Annotated in this window: 17 protein-coding genes and 1 tRNA gene; 10 read left to right on the top strand and 8 right to left on the bottom strand. The window is 65.7% G+C overall.

Translation table 11 applies throughout. The features are described from left to right. Positions 1-92: 92 nt before the first annotated feature. The 5 genes from QE394_RS04995 to tmk all read right to left on the bottom strand — a co-directional run bounded on the left by QE394_RS04995 (position 93) and on the right by tmk (position 4,298). Positions 93-509: a hypothetical protein gene (locus QE394_RS04995; protein ID WP_349033885.1), complete on the bottom strand. Its 417-nt coding sequence runs from the start codon at positions 507-509 to the stop codon at positions 93-95. A gap of 189 nt (positions 510-698) precedes the next feature. Then, a tRNA-Thr gene (locus QE394_RS04990) sits at positions 699-771 on the bottom strand. 106 nt (positions 772-877) lie between these two features. Then, complete coding sequence (locus QE394_RS04985; RefSeq protein ID WP_349033884.1) at positions 878-2,443, bottom strand: alpha/beta hydrolase; 1,566 nt, start codon at positions 2,441-2,443, stop codon at positions 878-880. Next, entirely contained in the window at positions 2,440-3,603 is a 1,164-nt protein-coding gene (locus tag QE394_RS04980) for a DNA polymerase III subunit delta' (RefSeq protein WP_056076555.1), read from the bottom strand. The genes QE394_RS04985 and QE394_RS04980 overlap by 4 nt, the downstream gene beginning before the upstream one ends. Continuing rightward, the gene (gene tmk / locus QE394_RS04975; protein WP_349033883.1) at positions 3,600-4,298 is read right to left on the bottom strand and encodes a dTMP kinase; all 699 of its coding nucleotides are present in this window, start codon (positions 4,296-4,298) and stop codon (positions 3,600-3,602) included. The genes QE394_RS04980 and tmk overlap by 4 nt, the downstream gene beginning before the upstream one ends. A 127-nt stretch (positions 4,299-4,425) precedes the next feature. Between tmk and QE394_RS04970 the strand changes: the two genes are divergently transcribed. Then, complete coding sequence (locus QE394_RS04970; protein WP_261620689.1) at positions 4,426-5,616, top strand: aminotransferase class I/II-fold pyridoxal phosphate-dependent enzyme; 1,191 nt, start codon at positions 4,426-4,428, stop codon at positions 5,614-5,616. Positions 5,617-5,625: 9 nt separating this feature from the next. Continuing rightward, on the top strand, positions 5,626-5,976 hold the full coding sequence (locus tag QE394_RS04965) for a DUF2516 family protein (protein ID WP_056076549.1): 351 nt from the start codon (positions 5,626-5,628) through the stop codon (positions 5,974-5,976). A 69-nt stretch (positions 5,977-6,045) separates the two neighbouring features. Here the strand turns inward: QE394_RS04965 and QE394_RS04960 are convergent, their stop codons facing one another. Beyond that, entirely contained in the window at positions 6,046-6,870 is an 825-nt protein-coding gene (locus QE394_RS04960) for a class I SAM-dependent methyltransferase (protein ID WP_261620688.1), read from the bottom strand. A gap of 148 nt (positions 6,871-7,018) precedes the next feature. Here QE394_RS04960 and QE394_RS04955 point away from each other — a divergent pair, with 148 nt between their 5' ends. After that, positions 7,019-7,765 (top strand): phosphoglyceromutase, encoded by a 747-nt coding sequence (locus QE394_RS04955; RefSeq protein ID WP_056076547.1) that lies wholly within the window; start codon positions 7,019-7,021, stop codon positions 7,763-7,765. 78 nt (positions 7,766-7,843) lie between these two features. Here the strand turns inward: QE394_RS04955 and phoU are convergent, their stop codons facing one another. Next, positions 7,844-8,506, bottom strand: coding sequence for a phosphate signaling complex protein PhoU (phoU, locus tag QE394_RS04950; RefSeq protein WP_056076545.1), 663 nt, complete (start codon positions 8,504-8,506; stop codon positions 7,844-7,846). A 206-nt stretch (positions 8,507-8,712) separates the two neighbouring features. On the opposite strand from phoU, the gene QE394_RS04945 reads away from it, so the two are divergent. Both QE394_RS04945 and QE394_RS04940 read left to right on the top strand, forming a co-directional pair. After that, complete coding sequence (locus QE394_RS04945; protein WP_349035375.1) at positions 8,713-9,972, top strand: ATP-binding protein; 1,260 nt, start codon at positions 8,713-8,715, stop codon at positions 9,970-9,972. Further along, a complete protein-coding gene (locus tag QE394_RS04940; RefSeq protein ID WP_056076541.1) occupies positions 9,969-10,649 on the top strand; it encodes a response regulator transcription factor in 681 nt (226 codons plus the stop codon). The genes QE394_RS04945 and QE394_RS04940 overlap by 4 nt, the downstream gene beginning before the upstream one ends. Positions 10,650-10,785: 136 nt before the next feature. On the opposite strand, the gene QE394_RS04935 is transcribed toward QE394_RS04940, so the two are convergent. Beyond that, entirely contained in the window at positions 10,786-11,328 is a 543-nt protein-coding gene (locus tag QE394_RS04935; RefSeq protein ID WP_056076539.1) for a hypothetical protein, read from the bottom strand. 272 nt (positions 11,329-11,600) lie between these two features. On the opposite strand from QE394_RS04935, the gene QE394_RS04930 reads away from it, so the two are divergent. The 5 genes from QE394_RS04930 to rlmB all read left to right on the top strand — a co-directional run bounded on the left by QE394_RS04930 (position 11,601) and on the right by rlmB (position 16,070). After that, positions 11,601-12,083: a CarD family transcriptional regulator gene (locus QE394_RS04930; RefSeq protein ID WP_011690592.1), complete on the top strand. Its 483-nt coding sequence runs from the start codon at positions 11,601-11,603 to the stop codon at positions 12,081-12,083. Between the two features lie 121 nt (positions 12,084-12,204). Beyond that, on the top strand, positions 12,205-12,987 hold the full coding sequence (gene ispD, locus QE394_RS04925; RefSeq protein WP_056076537.1) for a 2-C-methyl-D-erythritol 4-phosphate cytidylyltransferase: 783 nt from the start codon (positions 12,205-12,207) through the stop codon (positions 12,985-12,987). An 11-nt stretch (positions 12,988-12,998) separates the two neighbouring features. Then, positions 12,999-13,499: a 2-C-methyl-D-erythritol 2,4-cyclodiphosphate synthase gene (ispF, locus tag QE394_RS04920; RefSeq protein ID WP_349033882.1), complete on the top strand. Its 501-nt coding sequence runs from the start codon at positions 12,999-13,001 to the stop codon at positions 13,497-13,499. 23 nt (positions 13,500-13,522) lie between these two features. Beyond that, positions 13,523-14,989, top strand: a complete 1,467-nt coding sequence (gene cysS / locus QE394_RS04915; RefSeq protein WP_056076533.1) for a cysteine--tRNA ligase — start codon at positions 13,523-13,525, stop codon at positions 14,987-14,989. Positions 14,990-15,080: 91 nt separating this feature from the next. Next, positions 15,081-16,070 carry a 23S rRNA (guanosine(2251)-2'-O)-methyltransferase RlmB gene (rlmB, locus tag QE394_RS04910; protein WP_056076531.1) on the top strand — a complete coding sequence of 330 codons (990 nt, stop codon included), beginning with the start codon at positions 15,081-15,083 and terminating at the stop codon, positions 16,068-16,070. Positions 16,071-16,113: the final 43 nt, after the last annotated feature.

The following is a 16,113-nucleotide window of genomic DNA, read 5'->3' as shown; positions in this document are numbered from 1 at the left end:
AAGCCGCAGTATTCTCACATACTCGGGTGTCCAGCTTCCGCCGATATTCGAGGTGGTTGGCCGCCTATGGCATGGCCCGCGGCCACTGCCCTCTACTGGGAACTGACAACGTCCAGAGGACAGGTGCGACTGAGCCATCCAAGCGCTGGTTCCCGTCGTAGTGCCTGGATAACTTTCGGCGCGCCCAAGACCAGGAGCGCAACCTGCAAATCTTCGCCGACCAAGTGTTGAAACACCGCCACGGCTGCGGGAACCTCGGGAGCCAATCTCCCCGACCCTGCATTGATGATCAGGTAGCCGTGCCTGGGCAGTCCCTCAGCCCGTCTCAAATCCTTAACTGACATCTCAATGACTGGCCATCCGGCCACCGCTGCAGTCCTACGAGCGGTATCAAGGACGAGCTCGTCACCTTTCGGGTCTTTGACTGACGCCAAAGTTATCTGCTCCATGCCGTGACCTGAATTTTTGAGGGTGTAGGCGAGATCGTCAGCCCACTCGGTGAGGCTCATAGACTCACCATAGCCTCCGGCAAGAGATTCTCCGTGATGGCTAGAATCGCAACTCTAATAGCCCAACGTTTGGAAGGGATCGAGCAAAGTGTGCCATAGGTATGCCCTGACCGTATTTAGTCCCCACCGCTTAACCAGCGAAAAACCCCGGAAACCCCTAAAAATCGGGGCTGTCCGGGGTTTATCCCGAGCTTCCTATCAGAATCGAACTGATGACCTTTTCATTACGAGTGAAACGCTCTACCGACTGAGCTAAGGAAGCACCGCACAAAATGACCGGAAGAATCCGGGCGCTTCATGCAAGAGTCAACTGTAATGGAGTCTCCGCGCCCGGGTCAAAATGGCGGGCGCTGCCGTGGGTGAGGCCTTCAGCACACCGTGTTGTCGGCCGGAACCTGTCCGCTGACCAGGTAGCTGTCCACCTTGTCCTCGAGGCAGCTGTTGGCCCGGCCGTAGGCCGTGTGGCCCTCGCCTTTCCACGTCAGGAGCGAGGAGTTGCCGAGCTGTTTCCGCAGCGACGATGCCAATTCCACAGGGGTGGCCGGATCACCGGTGGTGCCGATGACCACGATCGGCGACTCACCCGTGTACTGGACGGGTGCAGGCGTACGAACGTTCTTGTAGGGCCAGTCGGCGCAGTTGATGCCGCCGTAGGCGAAGAAGTAGCCCAGGGTGGGGGACTGCTGCATCAGCCGCTGCTGCTCTGCCCGCATGGACGCAGGATCGGAGTCCATGGGGTAGTCCAGGCAGTTGATGGCGTTGAAGGCGAACGTCGAATTCGAGGTGTAGCTTCCGTTGGTGGAACGGTCGGCGCCGAGGTCGGACAGGCGAAGCATCAGGCTCACGTCTCCCGTCATCGCCGCGTCCAGGGCCTGGGTGAGGGCGGGCCAGCTCTGGTCGTTATACAGCGGTGTGATGAGGCCGCTGACAAACATGTTGGCGTTGACCAGCCGGCCGTCCTTGGCGGTGCGGGGCTGCTGCTCCACTGCGCTGATCAGGTCGCGGATCTGCTGGACGCCGCCGTCCACTCCGCCGGTGAGGGGGCACTCCTTCTGCTGCTGGCAGCTGGCCACGTAGGTGCGGATCGCCTTTTCGAAGGCCACGGCCTGGCCGCTGGTCAGTTCCTCATTGCTGATTGAGGGATCCAGCGCGCCGTCGAGCACCATGCGGCCCACGTTCTTCGGGAACAGCTCTGCGTAGGTCGAGCCGAGGAACGTGCCGTAGGAGTAGCCCAGGTAGTTCAGCTTCGTGTCGTTGACCACGGCCCTGAGGACGTCCAGGTCCCTGGCTGCGCTCTGGGTATCGATGTGGGCCATTGAGGGGCCGGTCTGCTCAGCGCATTGTTCGGCGATGGCCTTGTTGTCCGCCCGGGCCGCCGCGAGGCCGGCGTCGGTCTCCAGGTCGTAGATCTTGGCCCTTGCCGCATCACGTTCCGCGTCCGTCATGCAGGTCACCGGCGCGGACCGCTTAACGCCGCGGGGATCGAAGCCGACGAGGTCGTAGGCGTCACGGACGGGCTGGGAGAAGTGGGTGGCTGCCGCGTCCTTCACGAAGTCATAGCCGGATGCGCCGGGCCCGCCCGGGTTGACCAGCAGGCTTCCGGTCTTATTGCCGGTACTTGAAGCCCGCAGCGCGGCAATCTGGATGGTTTCGCCGTCGGGAGCCGCATAGTCCATGGGCACTGTGACCTTGGCGCATTGGAACTGGCCTTCGCATGGCTCCCACACGATTTCCTGCGAGTAGAACTTCTCAAGCCCCGCGGGCGCAGACGCCACGATGGAGGGATCTGCCTTGGCTGTGGCGGTTTCCTGTTGGCGGTCGCCCCCGTTGATGAGGCTGCAGGACGCCAGCACCAGGGCAAGGGCCATGGCTCCGGCGGCACGGGCCGCGAACACCAGGGGTCTGCGGCGTACGGGCAGGGGGCGGGCAGTCATCGGGTCTCCTTGGAAGGCTGGATCAGGCTGGCTGCCATGGACTCAATGGCCAGCAGCGGGGCAACGTTCGTGGTGGTGATGCGTTCGCGGGCTTTGTTGATGGCGTCCATCCGGGCGAGCGTGACTTCCGGGGTGGAACGGGAGGCAAATTCCTCCAGTTCACCCCTCAACTCAACGTTTACCAGCTCAACAGCATTCCCCATCTGGATGATCAGGACGTCCCGGTAGAAGGACATCAGGTCAGTGAGGGTACGGTCCAGGGAATCGGTAATCGAACGCTTGGCCCGCCGCTTCTGGTCGTCCTCCAGCTGTTTGACCTGCGCCCGCATGGCAGGTGGAAGGGTGCCGGATTCAGGTGCGCCGAGGGTGGCGAGCAAGGCGGCTTTCTCGGCGGCGTCGCGTTCTTCGTTGGAGCTGTTCGCCTCGGCAGTGGCAATTTTCACGAGCTTGTCCGCCATCATGACAGCTGCGGTGACTCCCCGCAGGCCCAGCGGAAACCGGACAGTTTCGAGCCGGCGTTCGCGCGCAGCAGGGTCCCGCGCCAGCCGGCGGGCGATCCCCACATGGCTTTGGGCTGCCCGGGCGGCCCGTTCAGCGACTGCGGGATCGACGCCGTCGCGCTTCACCAGGAGTTCCGCGACGTCGGCCGCGGGCGGCAGCCGCAGCGCCACGCTGCGGCAGCGCGACCGGATGGTGACCAGCACATCGGCGGGCGAGGGGGCACACAGCATCCATACAGTCCGCGGCGTCGGTTCCTCGATGGCCTTAAGCAGGACGTTGGTGGTTCGCTCGGCCATCCGGTCCGCATCCTCGACCACGATGATGCGCCAGCGTCCGGCGGATGGCCTGTTGCCGGCGGTGGCCACCAGGTCGCGGGCTTCGTCGATGGTGATGGTGACCTTTTCCGTCCGGACAAACGTCACGTCCGAATGCGTTTCACCCAGAATGGTCAGACAGGCGTGGCAATGGCCGCAGCCGCGCAGGTTCACGTCTTCCTGGTCGCAGTTCAGGGCGGCTGCGAAGGCTTTGGCGGCGTTGGAGCGCCCAGACCCTGGCGGACCGGTGAACAGCCATGCGTGCGTCAGGCCTTCGCCGCTGGAAGCCTGGCGCAATTGGTCGACGACGGCGGGCTGGCCCTGGAGGTCATCCCACACGGTCATGGGGTGCCCTCGCCGTGCGCGCCGGCAGCGGGTGCGGCACCTGCCGGTTCGTTCCCCGGTGCTCCCAGCAGGCCGGCCACGCGATCGAGGATCATCGCGGCAAGGTCGTTCACCGGAAGCCGGGCAGGCAGCACCAGGTAGGACGCCGGCCGGGCCGCGGCCAGGTCAAGGAACGCGTCCCGGATGCGGGCATGGAACTCGTCAGCTTCGGATTCCAGGCGGTCCTCAGTGGCGTCTCCCGCTGTGCGCCGGCTTCTTCCGACTTCCGGTTCCACATCGAGCAGGACGGTGAGGTGCGGCTGAAGGCCGGAAGTGGCCCACTCGTTCAGCGAGCGGACCGCGTCCATGCCGAGGTCCCTGCCGGCTCCCTGGTACGCGACGGAGGAGTCGATATACCGGTCGGTCAGCACAATGTCGCCCCGCTCCAGCGCCGGGCGGATCACCTGGCCGGCGTGGGCCGCCCGGGATGCGGCGAAGATCAGCGCTTCCGTGTGGGCGTCTATATGGCCATGGCCGTGATCCAGGACCAGGGACCGGAGCTTCTCGCCGATGGGAGTGCCGCCCGGTTCACGGGTCCGGAGGACCGTAAGGCCGCGGCTTTCGAGTGCTTCGGCGAGCCTTGCCGCCTGGGTGGACTTGCCGGCGCCGTCGCCGCCTTCGAACGCGATGAAAAGTCCGGCACTCTGTTTGTTCACTGTTCAAGCCTACCGATCGGCCGGGACAAACACGGTCCCGGCCATGGGCTTTGTGGACAGTTTCACGGCGTCCCACGCTGCGCGCGGGCTTTTCCGGCGGTCCGCGGACGAACAGTACGCTGTCCCCATGAGTCTTTCCGAACAGCAGGCCGCGGGCCTGTCCGCCGAAACCATGGTGGTGGCCGCGGGCCGTCCGCCGCGGGAACGGGACCAGCCGGTGAATCCGCCCCTGGTCCTGTCCTCGACGTATTACGGAACAGGCCCGCTCGGCCCCGGAGACCGTGGTTACGGCCGGTACTCAAACCCCACCTGGGACCCGTTCGAGGAGGCCCTCGGCCAGCTTGAGGGAGCGGACCTGCCCGGCCTGCTCTATGCGTCCGGGCTTGCTGCCGTCAGCTCAGCGTTGTCGCTGATCCCCTCCGGCGGAGTGTTGGTGATGCCCAACCACAGCTACTCCGGAACCCTTGTCATGGCCGCGGAACTGGCCCAGAAGGGGTTCATCGAGCTGCGGACCGTGGACATCGCGGATACCGGAGCCGTTGAAGCGGCCCTCGCCCCGGGCGGCCCGGATGCCAAGGCCGCCGCCATGCTGTGGCTTGAAAGCCCCACCAATCCCATGCTGGGAATCGCCGACATTCCTGTGCTGACACAAGCCGCGCACGCGTCGGGCGCCATCGTGGTGACGGACAATACTTTCTCGACGCCGCTGGTGCAGCAGCCGCTCGCCTTGGGCTCCGACGTCGTACTCCACTCGGTGACCAAATACCTGGCGGGCCACTCCGACGTCGTCCTGGGCGCCCTGGTGACCTCCAACCCGGACATCCGCTCCGCACTCCTGCACCACCGGACCATCCACGGCGCGATCGCCGGGCCCTTCGAGGCGTGGCTTGCGCTGCGCGGCCTGCGTACCCTGGCATTGCGGGTGGAAAAGTCCCAGGAGTCTGCCAGGGTCCTGGCGGAGCGGCTGAGCGCCCACCCCAAGGTTGAATCGGTCCGCTTCCCGGGCCTCCCGGACGATCCCGGGCACGAACGGGCCACGGCACAGATGAAGGGCTTTGGCTCCATCATCTGCATCCAGGTGGCGCCCGACGGCGGACTCGACGGCGCAGCGGCGGCCGACAAGGTCGTTGAGGCAGTCAGCCTGTGGCTGCCCGCCACATCGCTGGGCGGCGTGGAATCGCTGATCGAACGCAGGCGGCGGCACACCGCGGAGCCGGCCAGCGTCCCCGGGAACCTGATCCGCCTCAGTGTCGGCATTGAGAACGTGGAAGACCTCTGGACCGACCTGGAGCAGGCGCTGGACACGCTGGACGGCTAGGCTGGGCTTGTGGACGGTGAACTGATTATTCGGCCTGTGGAACAGGCAGTGTTCTTTATCCTTGCCCTGGTTGCCCTGGGGCTGGAGTTGTGGGCCCTGGCAGACTGCGCGCGCCACAAGGCCAACGCCTTTGAGGCGACCGGCAAGCGGACCAAGGCCTTCTGGCTCGCCCTGACCGGCGGCGCCGCGCTGATAGGTGTCATCTCCCTCTTCGCCAGCGGCGGCATCTTCGGCACGCTCGGACTGTTCGGCCTCGCCGCCGTGGTTGCCGCATCGGTCTACCTGGCCGACGTCCGCCCTGCGGTCAAGGACGCAGGCCGGGGCGGCAGCCGCAACATGGGGCCCTACGGCCCCTGGTAAACCCCGGCGCACCCAAGCTGTTCGACGGGGACACCTGGTACCCGCCGTCTGCCGATTCGTGAATCAGGCTTACGGCAGAGGTTCCACGGCTTCCCAGTCCACCGTCAGTTCGCCCAGCCGCCACCGGGCGGGCCCGTCCTGAACCGGCCAGCCGGCGTCGCGTAACGCCCTGCACATACCCTGCCAGCGCTGCCGGTTTCCAAAGGACGCCAGCGGGGCGCACTCCAGCCACGCCTTGTCCATGGCCTGCATCAGCGCATGGACCGGTTCGCCGGGAACGTTGCGATGGATGAGGGCTTTGGGAAGGCGTTCGGCAACGTCGGAGGGCAGTTCAAAGCTGCCGAACCGGACCGACATGCTCAGCGACAGCGGGCGCTCCGCGTCCAGGGCCACCCACGTCGCGCGGCGTCCGATCTCGTCGCAGGTGCCGTCAATGAAAAGCCCGTCAGGGGCCAGCCTGCCCTGCACCAGGCGCCAGATCCCGGCGACGTCGGCCTCCTCATACTGCCGGAGCACATTGAAGGCCCGGACCAGGACGGGGCGTCCGGGGACGGGGAGTTCAAAACCGCCCACGTGGAAGCTGAGGCCGGGCCGCTGCAGGGGGAGGGCAGCACGCACCCGTTCCGGCTCGATCTCGATCCCGCAGAACCGGACATCCGGACGGATTGCGGCGAGCCGCTCAAAGAGTTCAACGGCGGTGGCCGGCGTCGCGCCGTAGCCCAGGTCCACCACCAGCGGGTCTGTGGCCCGGCTGAGCCGCCAGGCCTGGGGACCGGCCAACCAGCGGTCCACCCGGCGCATCCGGTTGGGATTGGTGGTGCCGCGGGTGACGTTGCCTACCGGCCGGCCGTGCCGGCCGGACAATCTCCTGCCGGTGATCTCGGGGCCACTCACCCGTTCAGCCTTTTGCACCACCGCCCCACTGTATCCCCGCCGCCGCGGGGATGCCGCCAGCCGGGGTACGGGCTGCCGTGTGACGATGACCATCCCTGGCCCTGTAACGCTGGGCGGGTGGCAACACTGCTCGGCTAGGATGAAAATCATGACTTACAAGCTGATTCTGCTGCGCCACGGCCACAGCGAATGGAACGCCAAGAACCTGTTCACCGGCTGGGTGGACGTTGACCTGAACGACCAGGGCCGCGGGGAAGCAGCACGCGGTGGCGAGCTGCTGGTGGAGAACAACATCCTCCCTGACGTTCTGTACACGTCCCTGCTGAAGCGGGCCATCAACACCGCCAACATCGCCTTGGACAAGGCCGACCGCGGTTGGATCCCGGTCAAGCGCGACTGGCGCCTGAACGAACGCCACTACGGTGCGCTGCAGGGCAAGGACAAAGCCCAGACGCTGGCCGAATACGGTGAAGAGCAGTTCATGGAATGGCGCCGCTCCTACGACACCCCGCCGCCGCCCCTGGATGACGACAGCGAATTCAGCCAGGCACATGATCCGCGCTATGCGGACCTTGGTGATGCCCTGCCGCGCACCGAGTGCCTGAAGGACGTCCTGGTCCGCATCCTGCCGTACTGGGAATCTGACATCAAGGCTGACCTGAAGGCGGGCAAGACCGTCCTGGTCACGGCCCACGGCAATTCCCTGCGCGCGCTGGTCAAGCACCTTGACGGCATCAGCGACGAAGCCATCGCCGGCCTCAACATCCCCACCGGCATCCCGCTGGTCTACGACCTGGATGACGACTTCCAGCCGGTCAAGCCGGGTGGCACCTACCTCGACCCCGAGGCCGCCGAGCAGGCCATCCTGGCCGTAGCCAACCAGGGCAAGAAGTAAGGCAGCAGAACGTACGACGGCGGGCTGGTCACCTCAGGTGACCAGCCCGCCGTCGTATGTACGTGGGGGAGCCGGGGCTCAGCTGTGTTCGGTGGCGTTCGGCTGCCAGGCGCCGGTCACCAGGTAGCTGACCTTCTGGGCGACGGAGACACCGTGGTCGGCGAAACGCTCGAAGTAGCGGCTGGCCAGTGCCACATCCACGGTAGTGGCGGGGGACTCGGCCCACTCGGGTGCGGCGATGGCCTTGAACACGCTGAGGTGCAGGTCGTTGATGGCGGTGTTGGCCTTCATGATGTCCCGGGCCACTTCCAGGTCACGGGTCTCCAGGAGGACGGCCAGCTTGTCGGCGATGACCTGGTCCAGTTCCGCCATCTGCTTGAACGTCCCGGTCATCGAAGCCGGGATCACGGTGGACGGGAAACGGAGGCGCGCCAGCTGCGCAATGTGCCGGGCGAGGTCACCCATCCGCTCGAGGGAGGCGCTCATCCGCAGTGATCCAACGATCATCCGCAGGTCGCTGGCCACCGGGCCCTGGAGGGCGAGGATGTCGATGGCCCGCTCGTCGAGGCTGTTCTGCAGGAAGTCGATCCGCGCATCGGCGGCAATGACGTCCTGGGCGAGGTCGACGTCCGCCACCTCGAATGATGTGGTGGCCTTGGCTATCGCTTCGCTGACCAGCCGGGAGATCTCCACCAGCTGGTCACCGACCTGGGTGAGTTCTTCCTGAAAAACCTTACGCACGTCGGCGTCCTTTCCTTGGAACTCCCGCACGCCCGCACGAGGGCAGCAGGAATCTTGTCGCCATTCGGCAGTCCAACTGGATACTCTGCCAGCATCCGGTGAACGGTTGATCCCTTGCAGGTGAACGTTAGTTGAACCGTGGGCGCAGGGGGCCCGGACGCGCCGTTGGGCCACCGGCAAGAGCATAAGGTGGACCTGTGGATCCAATGTTCATCGGCCTGATCGCGGGCCTCGTCGGCCTGGCGCTGGGCACGTTCGGTGTGCTCGCCTACCGGGTCAGCGAAAAGCAGCGCCAGCTGCTGGACATGGACGGGGACGAGCCGGGACTGCCGGACGGTGCCGCCGAGGTGCTGGCCGTCGTCGGACGCGCTTTTGTGGTGGTGGACGCTGTGGACGGCGTGGTCCGGGCAAGTCCTGCCGCGTACGCCTACGGCCTGGTCCGCGGCCACACGGTGGTCCACAAAGAACTGCTGGACATGACGGCGGGTGTACGGCGCGACGGCGTGATCCTCGAAAAGAAGCTTGAGCTGCCGCGGGGGCCGCTGGGGCAGGGAACCATCATCGTCCAGGTCCGGGCAGCCATGCTGGGTGAGGAATATATCCTCCTCCTGGCCGATGACCGCACGGAGATCACCAGGACCGAGGAAATCCGCAACGACTTCGTGGCCAACGTTTCCCACGAACTGAAGACGCCTGTGGGCGCCATCTCCCTGCTCGCTGAGGCACTGGAATCCTCAGCCGACGACGAACTGGCAGTCCGCCGCTTCGCCAAGCGCATGCATAAGGAGTCCGGCCGCCTGGCCGCACTGGTGCAGGACATCATCGAGCTCTCCCGCCTGCAGGGCGCCAGCGTGGTGCAGCAAGGCGGTCCCGTTGACGTCAATGCCGTGATCGCCGAGGCCGTGGACCGGTCCCAGCTGCCGGCCGAAAGCAAGAACATCACCATCGTGGTGGGTGGCCGCACCGAGGAGAAGGTCTTCGGTGACCAGGACCTCCTGGTCACCGCGCTGCGCAACCTGATCGACAACGCCATCCGGTACTCACCGCCAAACACCCGTGTGGGCATTGGCGTCCGTTCCAAGGAAGGACTCGTTTCCATTTCGGTGACGGACCAGGGCGAGGGCCTCAGCGCCGAGGACCAGGAACGGGTCTTCGAACGGTTCTACCGCGTGGACTCCGCCCGGTCCCGCCACACCGGCGGCACCGGCCTCGGCCTGAGCATCGTCAAGCACGTCGCCTCCAATCACGGTGGCGAGGTGACGCTGTGGTCCCAGCCGGGCCAGGGTTCCACCTTCACGCTCCGGCTTCCCGAGATGGAAGGGCCCGAGGCAGGGCCCGACGGCGACACCGACCTTCCGTCCGCAACTGTCCCGGCAACGGGGCCGGCCGGACATGCCACCGAACAGCCCGCCGTCACCCCAATACCCCGCGCCGCCGGCGCTAAAGAACGAGGAGCTAGCGCTTGAGCAGGATTCTGATTGTGGAGGACGAGGAGTCGTTCAGCGATCCTTTGTCCTATTTGCTGGGCAAGGAAGGGTTTGAGGTGGAGGTCGTGGACAACGGCCTCGATGCCATCACCGAGTTTGACCGCAACGGCGCCGACCTCGTGCTGCTGGACCTGCAGCTTCCCGGGCTGTCCGGCACCGAGGTCTGCAGGCAGCTCCGGCAGCGATCAACCGTCCCGGTGATCATGCTGACGGCCAAGGACTCCGAGATCGACAAGGTGGTGGGCTTGGAGCTCGGCGCGGATGACTACGTCACCAAGCCGTATTCCTCGCGCGAACTGGTGGCCCGCGTCCGGGCGGTGCTGCGCCGCCAGGGCGAGCCCGAGGAACTGATTTCCTCCACCGTCCAGGCCGGACCGGTCAGGATGGACATTGAACGCCACGTGGTGAGCGTGGACGGCGAGCAGGTGCTGCTGCCGCTGAAGGAGTTCGAGCTCCTGGAGATGCTGCTGCGCAACTCGGGCCGGGTGCTGACCCGTGGCCAGCTGATCGACCGGGTCTGGGGTTCCGACTACGTGGGGGACACCAAGACCCTGGACGTCCACGTCAAGCGGCTGCGCGGGAAGATCGAACCCGACCCCTCGGCGCCCCGGTTCCTGGTGACCGTGCGCGGCCTGGGCTACAAGTTCGAGCCGTAGGCCTTTGCGAATCCTGTCCCGCCGGTTATAAGTGGCTCCGGACAAGCGGGTAGCCCCTGGCACCGGGGCAGCAAAAAGGGAGGGACCGGACGGCCCCTCCCTTTTTGTTGTTCTGCTGAAGTGCTTCAGCCGGGTGCTAGTGGCCTGCGGCGCTCTCCGAAGCGGACGGAGAAGGCGTGGCCGAGGTGCTCGGCGAAGGCGTGCTGCCGGCCGGAAGGTATTCCTTGTACTCGGGCAGGGTGGTGTCCAGGACGGGCACGCGCACGGTGCTGTTCACGTTGGTGCCGTCTTCGCTGACCTGGACATCAACCAGTGAACCGGCCTTGCCGCCGGTGGTGCTGAGGATGGCTTCGTCAGTGGTGTCGTTGAGCAGGGTGTACGAGTTCGCCTTGACGGCAACTTCGGTCTGCGATCCCTCTGCGCCCTTCATGGTCAGCTTCACGTCCTTGGACGAGGAGTTGTAGACAGCACCGATGACGCGGCCGGGCTGGTCCTCACCCGCGGAGACGATGAGGATGTTCCGGAGCTTCAGCGGGCCGAGGTCGGCACGGATGCCGTCCGAAGCGGAGTACTGATGGTTTGTCTGCTGGGGCGTGATGTAGCCGCAGCCCGCGGTCAGCAGGCCCACGCCTACAACGGCGGCCGTCAGTGCCATCTTGCCCCGCCGGGCCCGGTTCATCGCAGTGAAACGCACGTCACGTACTCCTCGAGAGTCTTGAAACATTATTCAGCCCATAGCCTATCCGCAAAGGGGCTCAAACGCGGATTCGGGAGCGTCATATCATCCTTGGCAGCGCATGCGCGATGCACTATTATCCGCGTTCGTCAAGGGGGTGGAGGGGGTCGATTGGGCCGATTTTCCGCGTATTTCTGCGGTTGAGGACCCTTTCCGCGGCCGGTCATATGCCTGAATCGTGATAAACTGGTCTGCGGGAAAGGGGAAATGTCCACATGGTATTTGAGGTCGGCGAGACAGTAGTTTACCCTCACCACGGTGCTGCGAAGATTGAAGAAATCAAGATGCGCACCATCAAGGGCGAAGAGAAAATGTATCTCAAGCTCAAGGTGGCTCAGGGTGATCTGACCATTGAAGTTCCAGCAGAAAACGTTGACCTTGTTGGGGTCCGGGACGTAGTGGGCAAGGAAGGCCTGGAGCACGTATTTGATGTGCTCCGCGCCGAGTTCACCGAAGAGCCCACCAACTGGTCGCGCAGGTACAAGGCAAATCTGGAGAAGCTTGCTTCCGGTGACGTCATCAAGGTGGCAGAGGTCGTTCGCGATCTTTGGCGCCGGGATCACGACCGGGGCCTTTCCGCAGGCGAAAAGCGAATGCTGGCCAAGGCCCGGCAGATTCTGATCTCAGAACTGGCGCTGGCTGAAAAGACCGACGAGGAGAAGGCTGCAAGCGTTCTCGACGAGGTCCTGGCTTCCTAAGAATTGAGCCCCGGCAGCACGGAAGTGCGGCCGGGGTTTCTTTTTGCCCGAAAACACCCCCGGCGTGCCTCCGGCGACTGCGTCGGGACGCATCGGGCACGCGGGACGTAGGCTAGTCCGCATGAGCGAAACACCATCCCGCCCGGTCACCGCGGTGATCCTGGTGGCTGCAGGTTCGGGACAGCGGCTGGGCTACGGCATGCCCAAAGCAGCCGTGCCCCTGGGCGGCGAAACCATCCTGATGCATGCCCTCCGGGGCATCGTCGCATCCGGGGTGTCCACCCAGGTCTGCGTGGTCCTGCCCGAAGGCGACGACGGCCTGCGCTCCCTTTGCGACAGCTTCCGGGAAGAACTGGCCGACGGCGGCCCGCTCCTGACCGTCGTCGACGGCGGTCCCACCCGCGCGGACTCGGTCCGGCAGGGCATTGGTGCCCTGATGGACGGAATCGACGCTGTCCTGGTGCACGATGCCGCCAGGGCGCTAACCCCGGAAGGGGTCTTCCACCGGGTGGTAGACGCACTCGCGGCCGGGGCCGAAGCTGTGATCCCTGCCGTTCCCGTGGTGGACACCGTCAAAACCGTGACGCCCACTCCCGCCGGGGACAACGCCGTCGCGCCCGAAATGGTGGCCGGGACCCCCGCACGCGAGAACCTCCGCGCCGTGCAGACGCCGCAGGGCTTCCGTGCGGAGACCCTGCGCCGCGCCCACGAGGCAGCGCAGGCGCTGGAACCGGCGGAGGCAGCCGCCGTCACTGATGATGCGATGCTCGTCGAGATGGCCGGTACCGACGTCTACGTGGTGCGCGGTTCCACCCAGTCCCTGAAGATCACCACACCCCTGGACCTGATCTTCGCCGAAGGGCTCCTGGAAGGTCCCCTCGGAGCCCGGTGGGTGGAGGGATGAGCGCGGAGGGCATGATCATTCCCCGTACAGGAATTGGCCTGGACGTCCACGCTTTCGCCGCGGAGGGGGAAGCACGCCAACTCTGGGTGGGCGGGCTCTTCTGGCCGGGCGAGCGTGGCCTTGCCGGACACTCTGACGGCGACCCGGTAGCCCACGCTGCTGCCGATGCGCTGTTCTCTGCCGCCGGCATCGGTGACCTCGGCACCCACTTCGGCACTGACCGGCCTGAGTTCGCCGGCGCGTCAGGAGTAACCCTGCTGGCTGAGGCTGCGCGGATTGTCCGGGCGGCCGGCTTTGAAATCGGCAACATCGCGGTGCAGTTCGTGGCGAACCGCCCCAAATTCGGACCCCGCCGGGAGGAATCGCAGCAGGTCCTGTCCGACGCCGCCGGCGCCCCGGTCAGCGTCACTGCCACCACCAGCGACGGCCTCGGATTCACGGGCCGCGGCGAAGGGATCTCCGCTGTGGCCACCGCCTTGGTGTACCCGCGCCTTACCGAATCAGCCGGCTAATCTGCATCGGCTAATCTGGAGCGGTGACCCTGCGCTTCTATGACACTGCCTCCGCCGAAGTCCGGAACTTCGTCCCCCTCGTAGCCGGAAGGGCCAGCCTCTACTACTGCGGGGCGACCGTGCAGGGCATGCCCCACGTCGGCCACATCCGTTCCGCCATCGCGTTCGACCAGTTGACCCGCTGGCTGACCCACCGCGGGCTGCGGGTCACGGTGGTCCGCAACGTCACGGACATTGACGACAAGATCCTCGCCAAGTCAGAGGCGTCCTTCGCCTCCGGTTTCCAGCCGGAACCGGGCGAGGTTCCGGGCGAGGAATGGTGGGCGTTGGCCTACCGCTACGAACAGGAATTCCTCAAGGCCTACGACGCGCTGGGTGTCTCCCGCCCCACCTACGAACCCAGGGCCACCGGCCACATCCCGGAAATGCACGCCCTGATCCAGCAATTGATCGACCGCGGACACGCCTATCCGGCGCTGGATGATTCCGGTGACGTGTACTTCGACGTGCGCTCGTGGAGCAAGTACGGTGCCCTGACGCGGCAGAACATTGATGACATGCAGGCGGCAGCCGACGCCGACCCCCGGGGTAAGCGGGACCCCCGCGACTTCGCGCTGTGGAAGGGTTCCAAAGAGGGCGAACCTGCCACCGCCAGCTGGGCGTCCCCATGGGGGGCCGGCCGCCCCGGCTGGCACCTGGAATGCTCGGCGATGGTGACCAAGTACCTTGGCACGGAATTCGACATCCACGGCGGCGGCCTGGACCTGCGGTTCCCGCACCACGAAAACGAGATGGCGCAGTCACAGGCCGCCGGGCACGGGTTCGCCAACTTCTGGATGCACAACGGCATGGTCACCTATGAGGGTGAAAAAATGTCCAAGTCCATCGGCAACACCATCAGCCCCACCGAAATGCTGAAACTCGCCTCGCCCCGGGTGGTGCGGTACTACCTCGGCCAGGCCCACTACCGGTCGATCCTGGACTACCGCCCCACATCCCTGCAGGAGGCCGCTGCCGCCGTCGAACGAATCGATGGGTTCCTGGCAAAGGCCGTGGCGCGCTTCGGTACAGATTTCGGCTTCGTGGCAGGAGACTACGGCCCCTCAACGGGCAGCGTTGAGGCCTTTTATGCCGCCATGGACGACGACCTGAACGTCCCGCGCGCCCTGGCCGCACTGCATGAGACGGTGCGGGCAGGAAACACTGCCCTCGCCGACGGGGATGACGACTCCGCCCGGAAGGCGATGTACGCCGTCGTTATCATGACCGACGTGCTGGGGCTCAACGCCGTCGCCGGCTCGGAAAAAGCCAGCACCCGCGAAGCCGAAGCACTGGCTGTCCTGGTGGAGGCGCAGCTTGCCGCCCGCGCCACAGCCCGCGCCGGGAAGGACTGGGCAGCATCCGATGCCATCCGCGACACACTCAACGAGGCCGGCGTGGTGGTGGAGGACGGCCCGGACGGTGCCACGTGGAGCCTGAAACGGGATTGAGCGCCGGGAGCCAAAAGCCCGGGAACCCGATTTTTCTTCGGTCAGTAGACTGGTAGCCGGACTCAGTCAACACAATCAAGGGTGGAACATCATGGCCAACAATGGTCGCCGATCGGTTAAAGCGAAGAAGGGCCCAACCATCGGGACCGGTGGCCATGGCCGCAAGGCCCTGGAAGGCAAGGGCCCCACGCCCAAGGCGGAGGACCGTCCGTACCACAAGGCGCACAAGTCCAAGCAGCTCGCGGAGCGCTCGGCCGCCAAGCGCAACCCCGGTGCCCGCAGCGCCGGAGCCGGCAAGTCCGGCCCCAAGGGCCGCGCCACCGAGGAGGTCGTTACCGGGCGCAACTCGGTAGTGGAAGCACTCCGCGCCGGCATCCCCGCGAAGGCGCTGCACGTTGCCATCCGGATTGAAATGGATGACCGGGTCAAGGAGTCCCTCAAGCTGGCGGCCGAGCGCGGCATCCCGCTGCTGGAAACCGGCAAGCCCGAGTTGGACCGGATGACCGACGACGCCGTCCACCAGGGCCTCGTCCTGCAGATCCCGCCCTACGATTACGCCGACGCCTATGAGCTCGCCGAAGAAACCGTGGAGAAGTGGAAGAAGGGGCACGTCAGCAACGCCCCCCTGTTCGTTGCTTTGGACGGCATCACCGATCCCCGCAACCTCGGCGCCATTATCCGCTCCGTCTCCGCGTTTAGCGGCCACGGCGTGATTGTTCCGGAGCGCCGCTCCGTCGGCGTTACCGCCTCGGCGTGGAAGACGAGCGCCGGCGCGGCGGTCCGTGTGCCGGTGGCCCGGGCATCAAACCTCAACAGCGCCCTCAAGCAGTTCAAGAACATGGGTATCTTCGTCCTGGGCCTGGACGGCGACGGCGACGTGTCGCTGCCGGACCTGAGCCTCGCCACCGAACCGGTGTGCATCGTGGTGGGTTCCGAAGGCAAGGGCCTGAGCCGGCTGGTCCGCGAAAACTGCGACCAGATCGTCTCCATTCCCATCGACTCCGCCATGGAATCGCTCAACGCGTCCATGGCCGTGGGCATCACGCTGTACGAGGTCTCCCGCCAGCGCGCAGCCAAGTAATCAGTCCGGGGTCCCGCCGGACGGGGTCGTCCCGCACGGCGGG

The organism is Pseudarthrobacter sp. SORGH_AS 212, assembly GCF_030818145.1.
GTDB lineage: Bacteria > Actinomycetota > Actinomycetes > Actinomycetales > Micrococcaceae > Arthrobacter.
Note: the sequence above shows the minus strand (reverse complement) of the source record. Positions and strands in the feature narration are given on the sequence as shown.

Excerpts from the sequence above, each read along its gene's own strand:
- QE394_RS04995 (WP_349033885.1), bottom strand. The coding sequence starts at position 509 with ATGAGCCTCACCGAGTGGGCTGACGATCTCGCCTACACCCTCAAAAAT.
- QE394_RS04985 (WP_349033884.1), bottom strand. The coding sequence starts at position 2,443 with ATGACTGCCCGCCCCCTGCCCGTACGCCGCAGACCCCTGGTGTTCGCG.
- QE394_RS04980 (WP_056076555.1), bottom strand. The coding sequence starts at position 3,603 with ATGACCGTGTGGGATGACCTCCAGGGCCAGCCCGCCGTCGTCGACCAA.
- QE394_RS04970 (WP_261620689.1), top strand. The coding sequence starts at position 4,426 with ATGAGTCTTTCCGAACAGCAGGCCGCGGGCCTGTCCGCCGAAACCATG.
- QE394_RS04955 (WP_056076547.1), top strand. The coding sequence starts at position 7,019 with ATGACTTACAAGCTGATTCTGCTGCGCCACGGCCACAGCGAATGGAAC.
- QE394_RS04945 (WP_349035375.1), top strand. The coding sequence starts at position 8,713 with ATGTTCATCGGCCTGATCGCGGGCCTCGTCGGCCTGGCGCTGGGCACG.
- QE394_RS04935 (WP_056076539.1), bottom strand. The coding sequence starts at position 11,328 with ATGAACCGGGCCCGGCGGGGCAAGATGGCACTGACGGCCGCCGTTGTA.
- QE394_RS04930 (WP_011690592.1), top strand. The coding sequence starts at position 11,601 with ATGGTATTTGAGGTCGGCGAGACAGTAGTTTACCCTCACCACGGTGCT.
- ispD (WP_056076537.1), top strand. The coding sequence starts at position 12,205 with ATGAGCGAAACACCATCCCGCCCGGTCACCGCGGTGATCCTGGTGGCT.
- ispF (WP_349033882.1), top strand. The coding sequence starts at position 12,999 with ATGATCATTCCCCGTACAGGAATTGGCCTGGACGTCCACGCTTTCGCC.
- rlmB (WP_056076531.1), top strand. The coding sequence starts at position 15,081 with ATGGCCAACAATGGTCGCCGATCGGTTAAAGCGAAGAAGGGCCCAACC.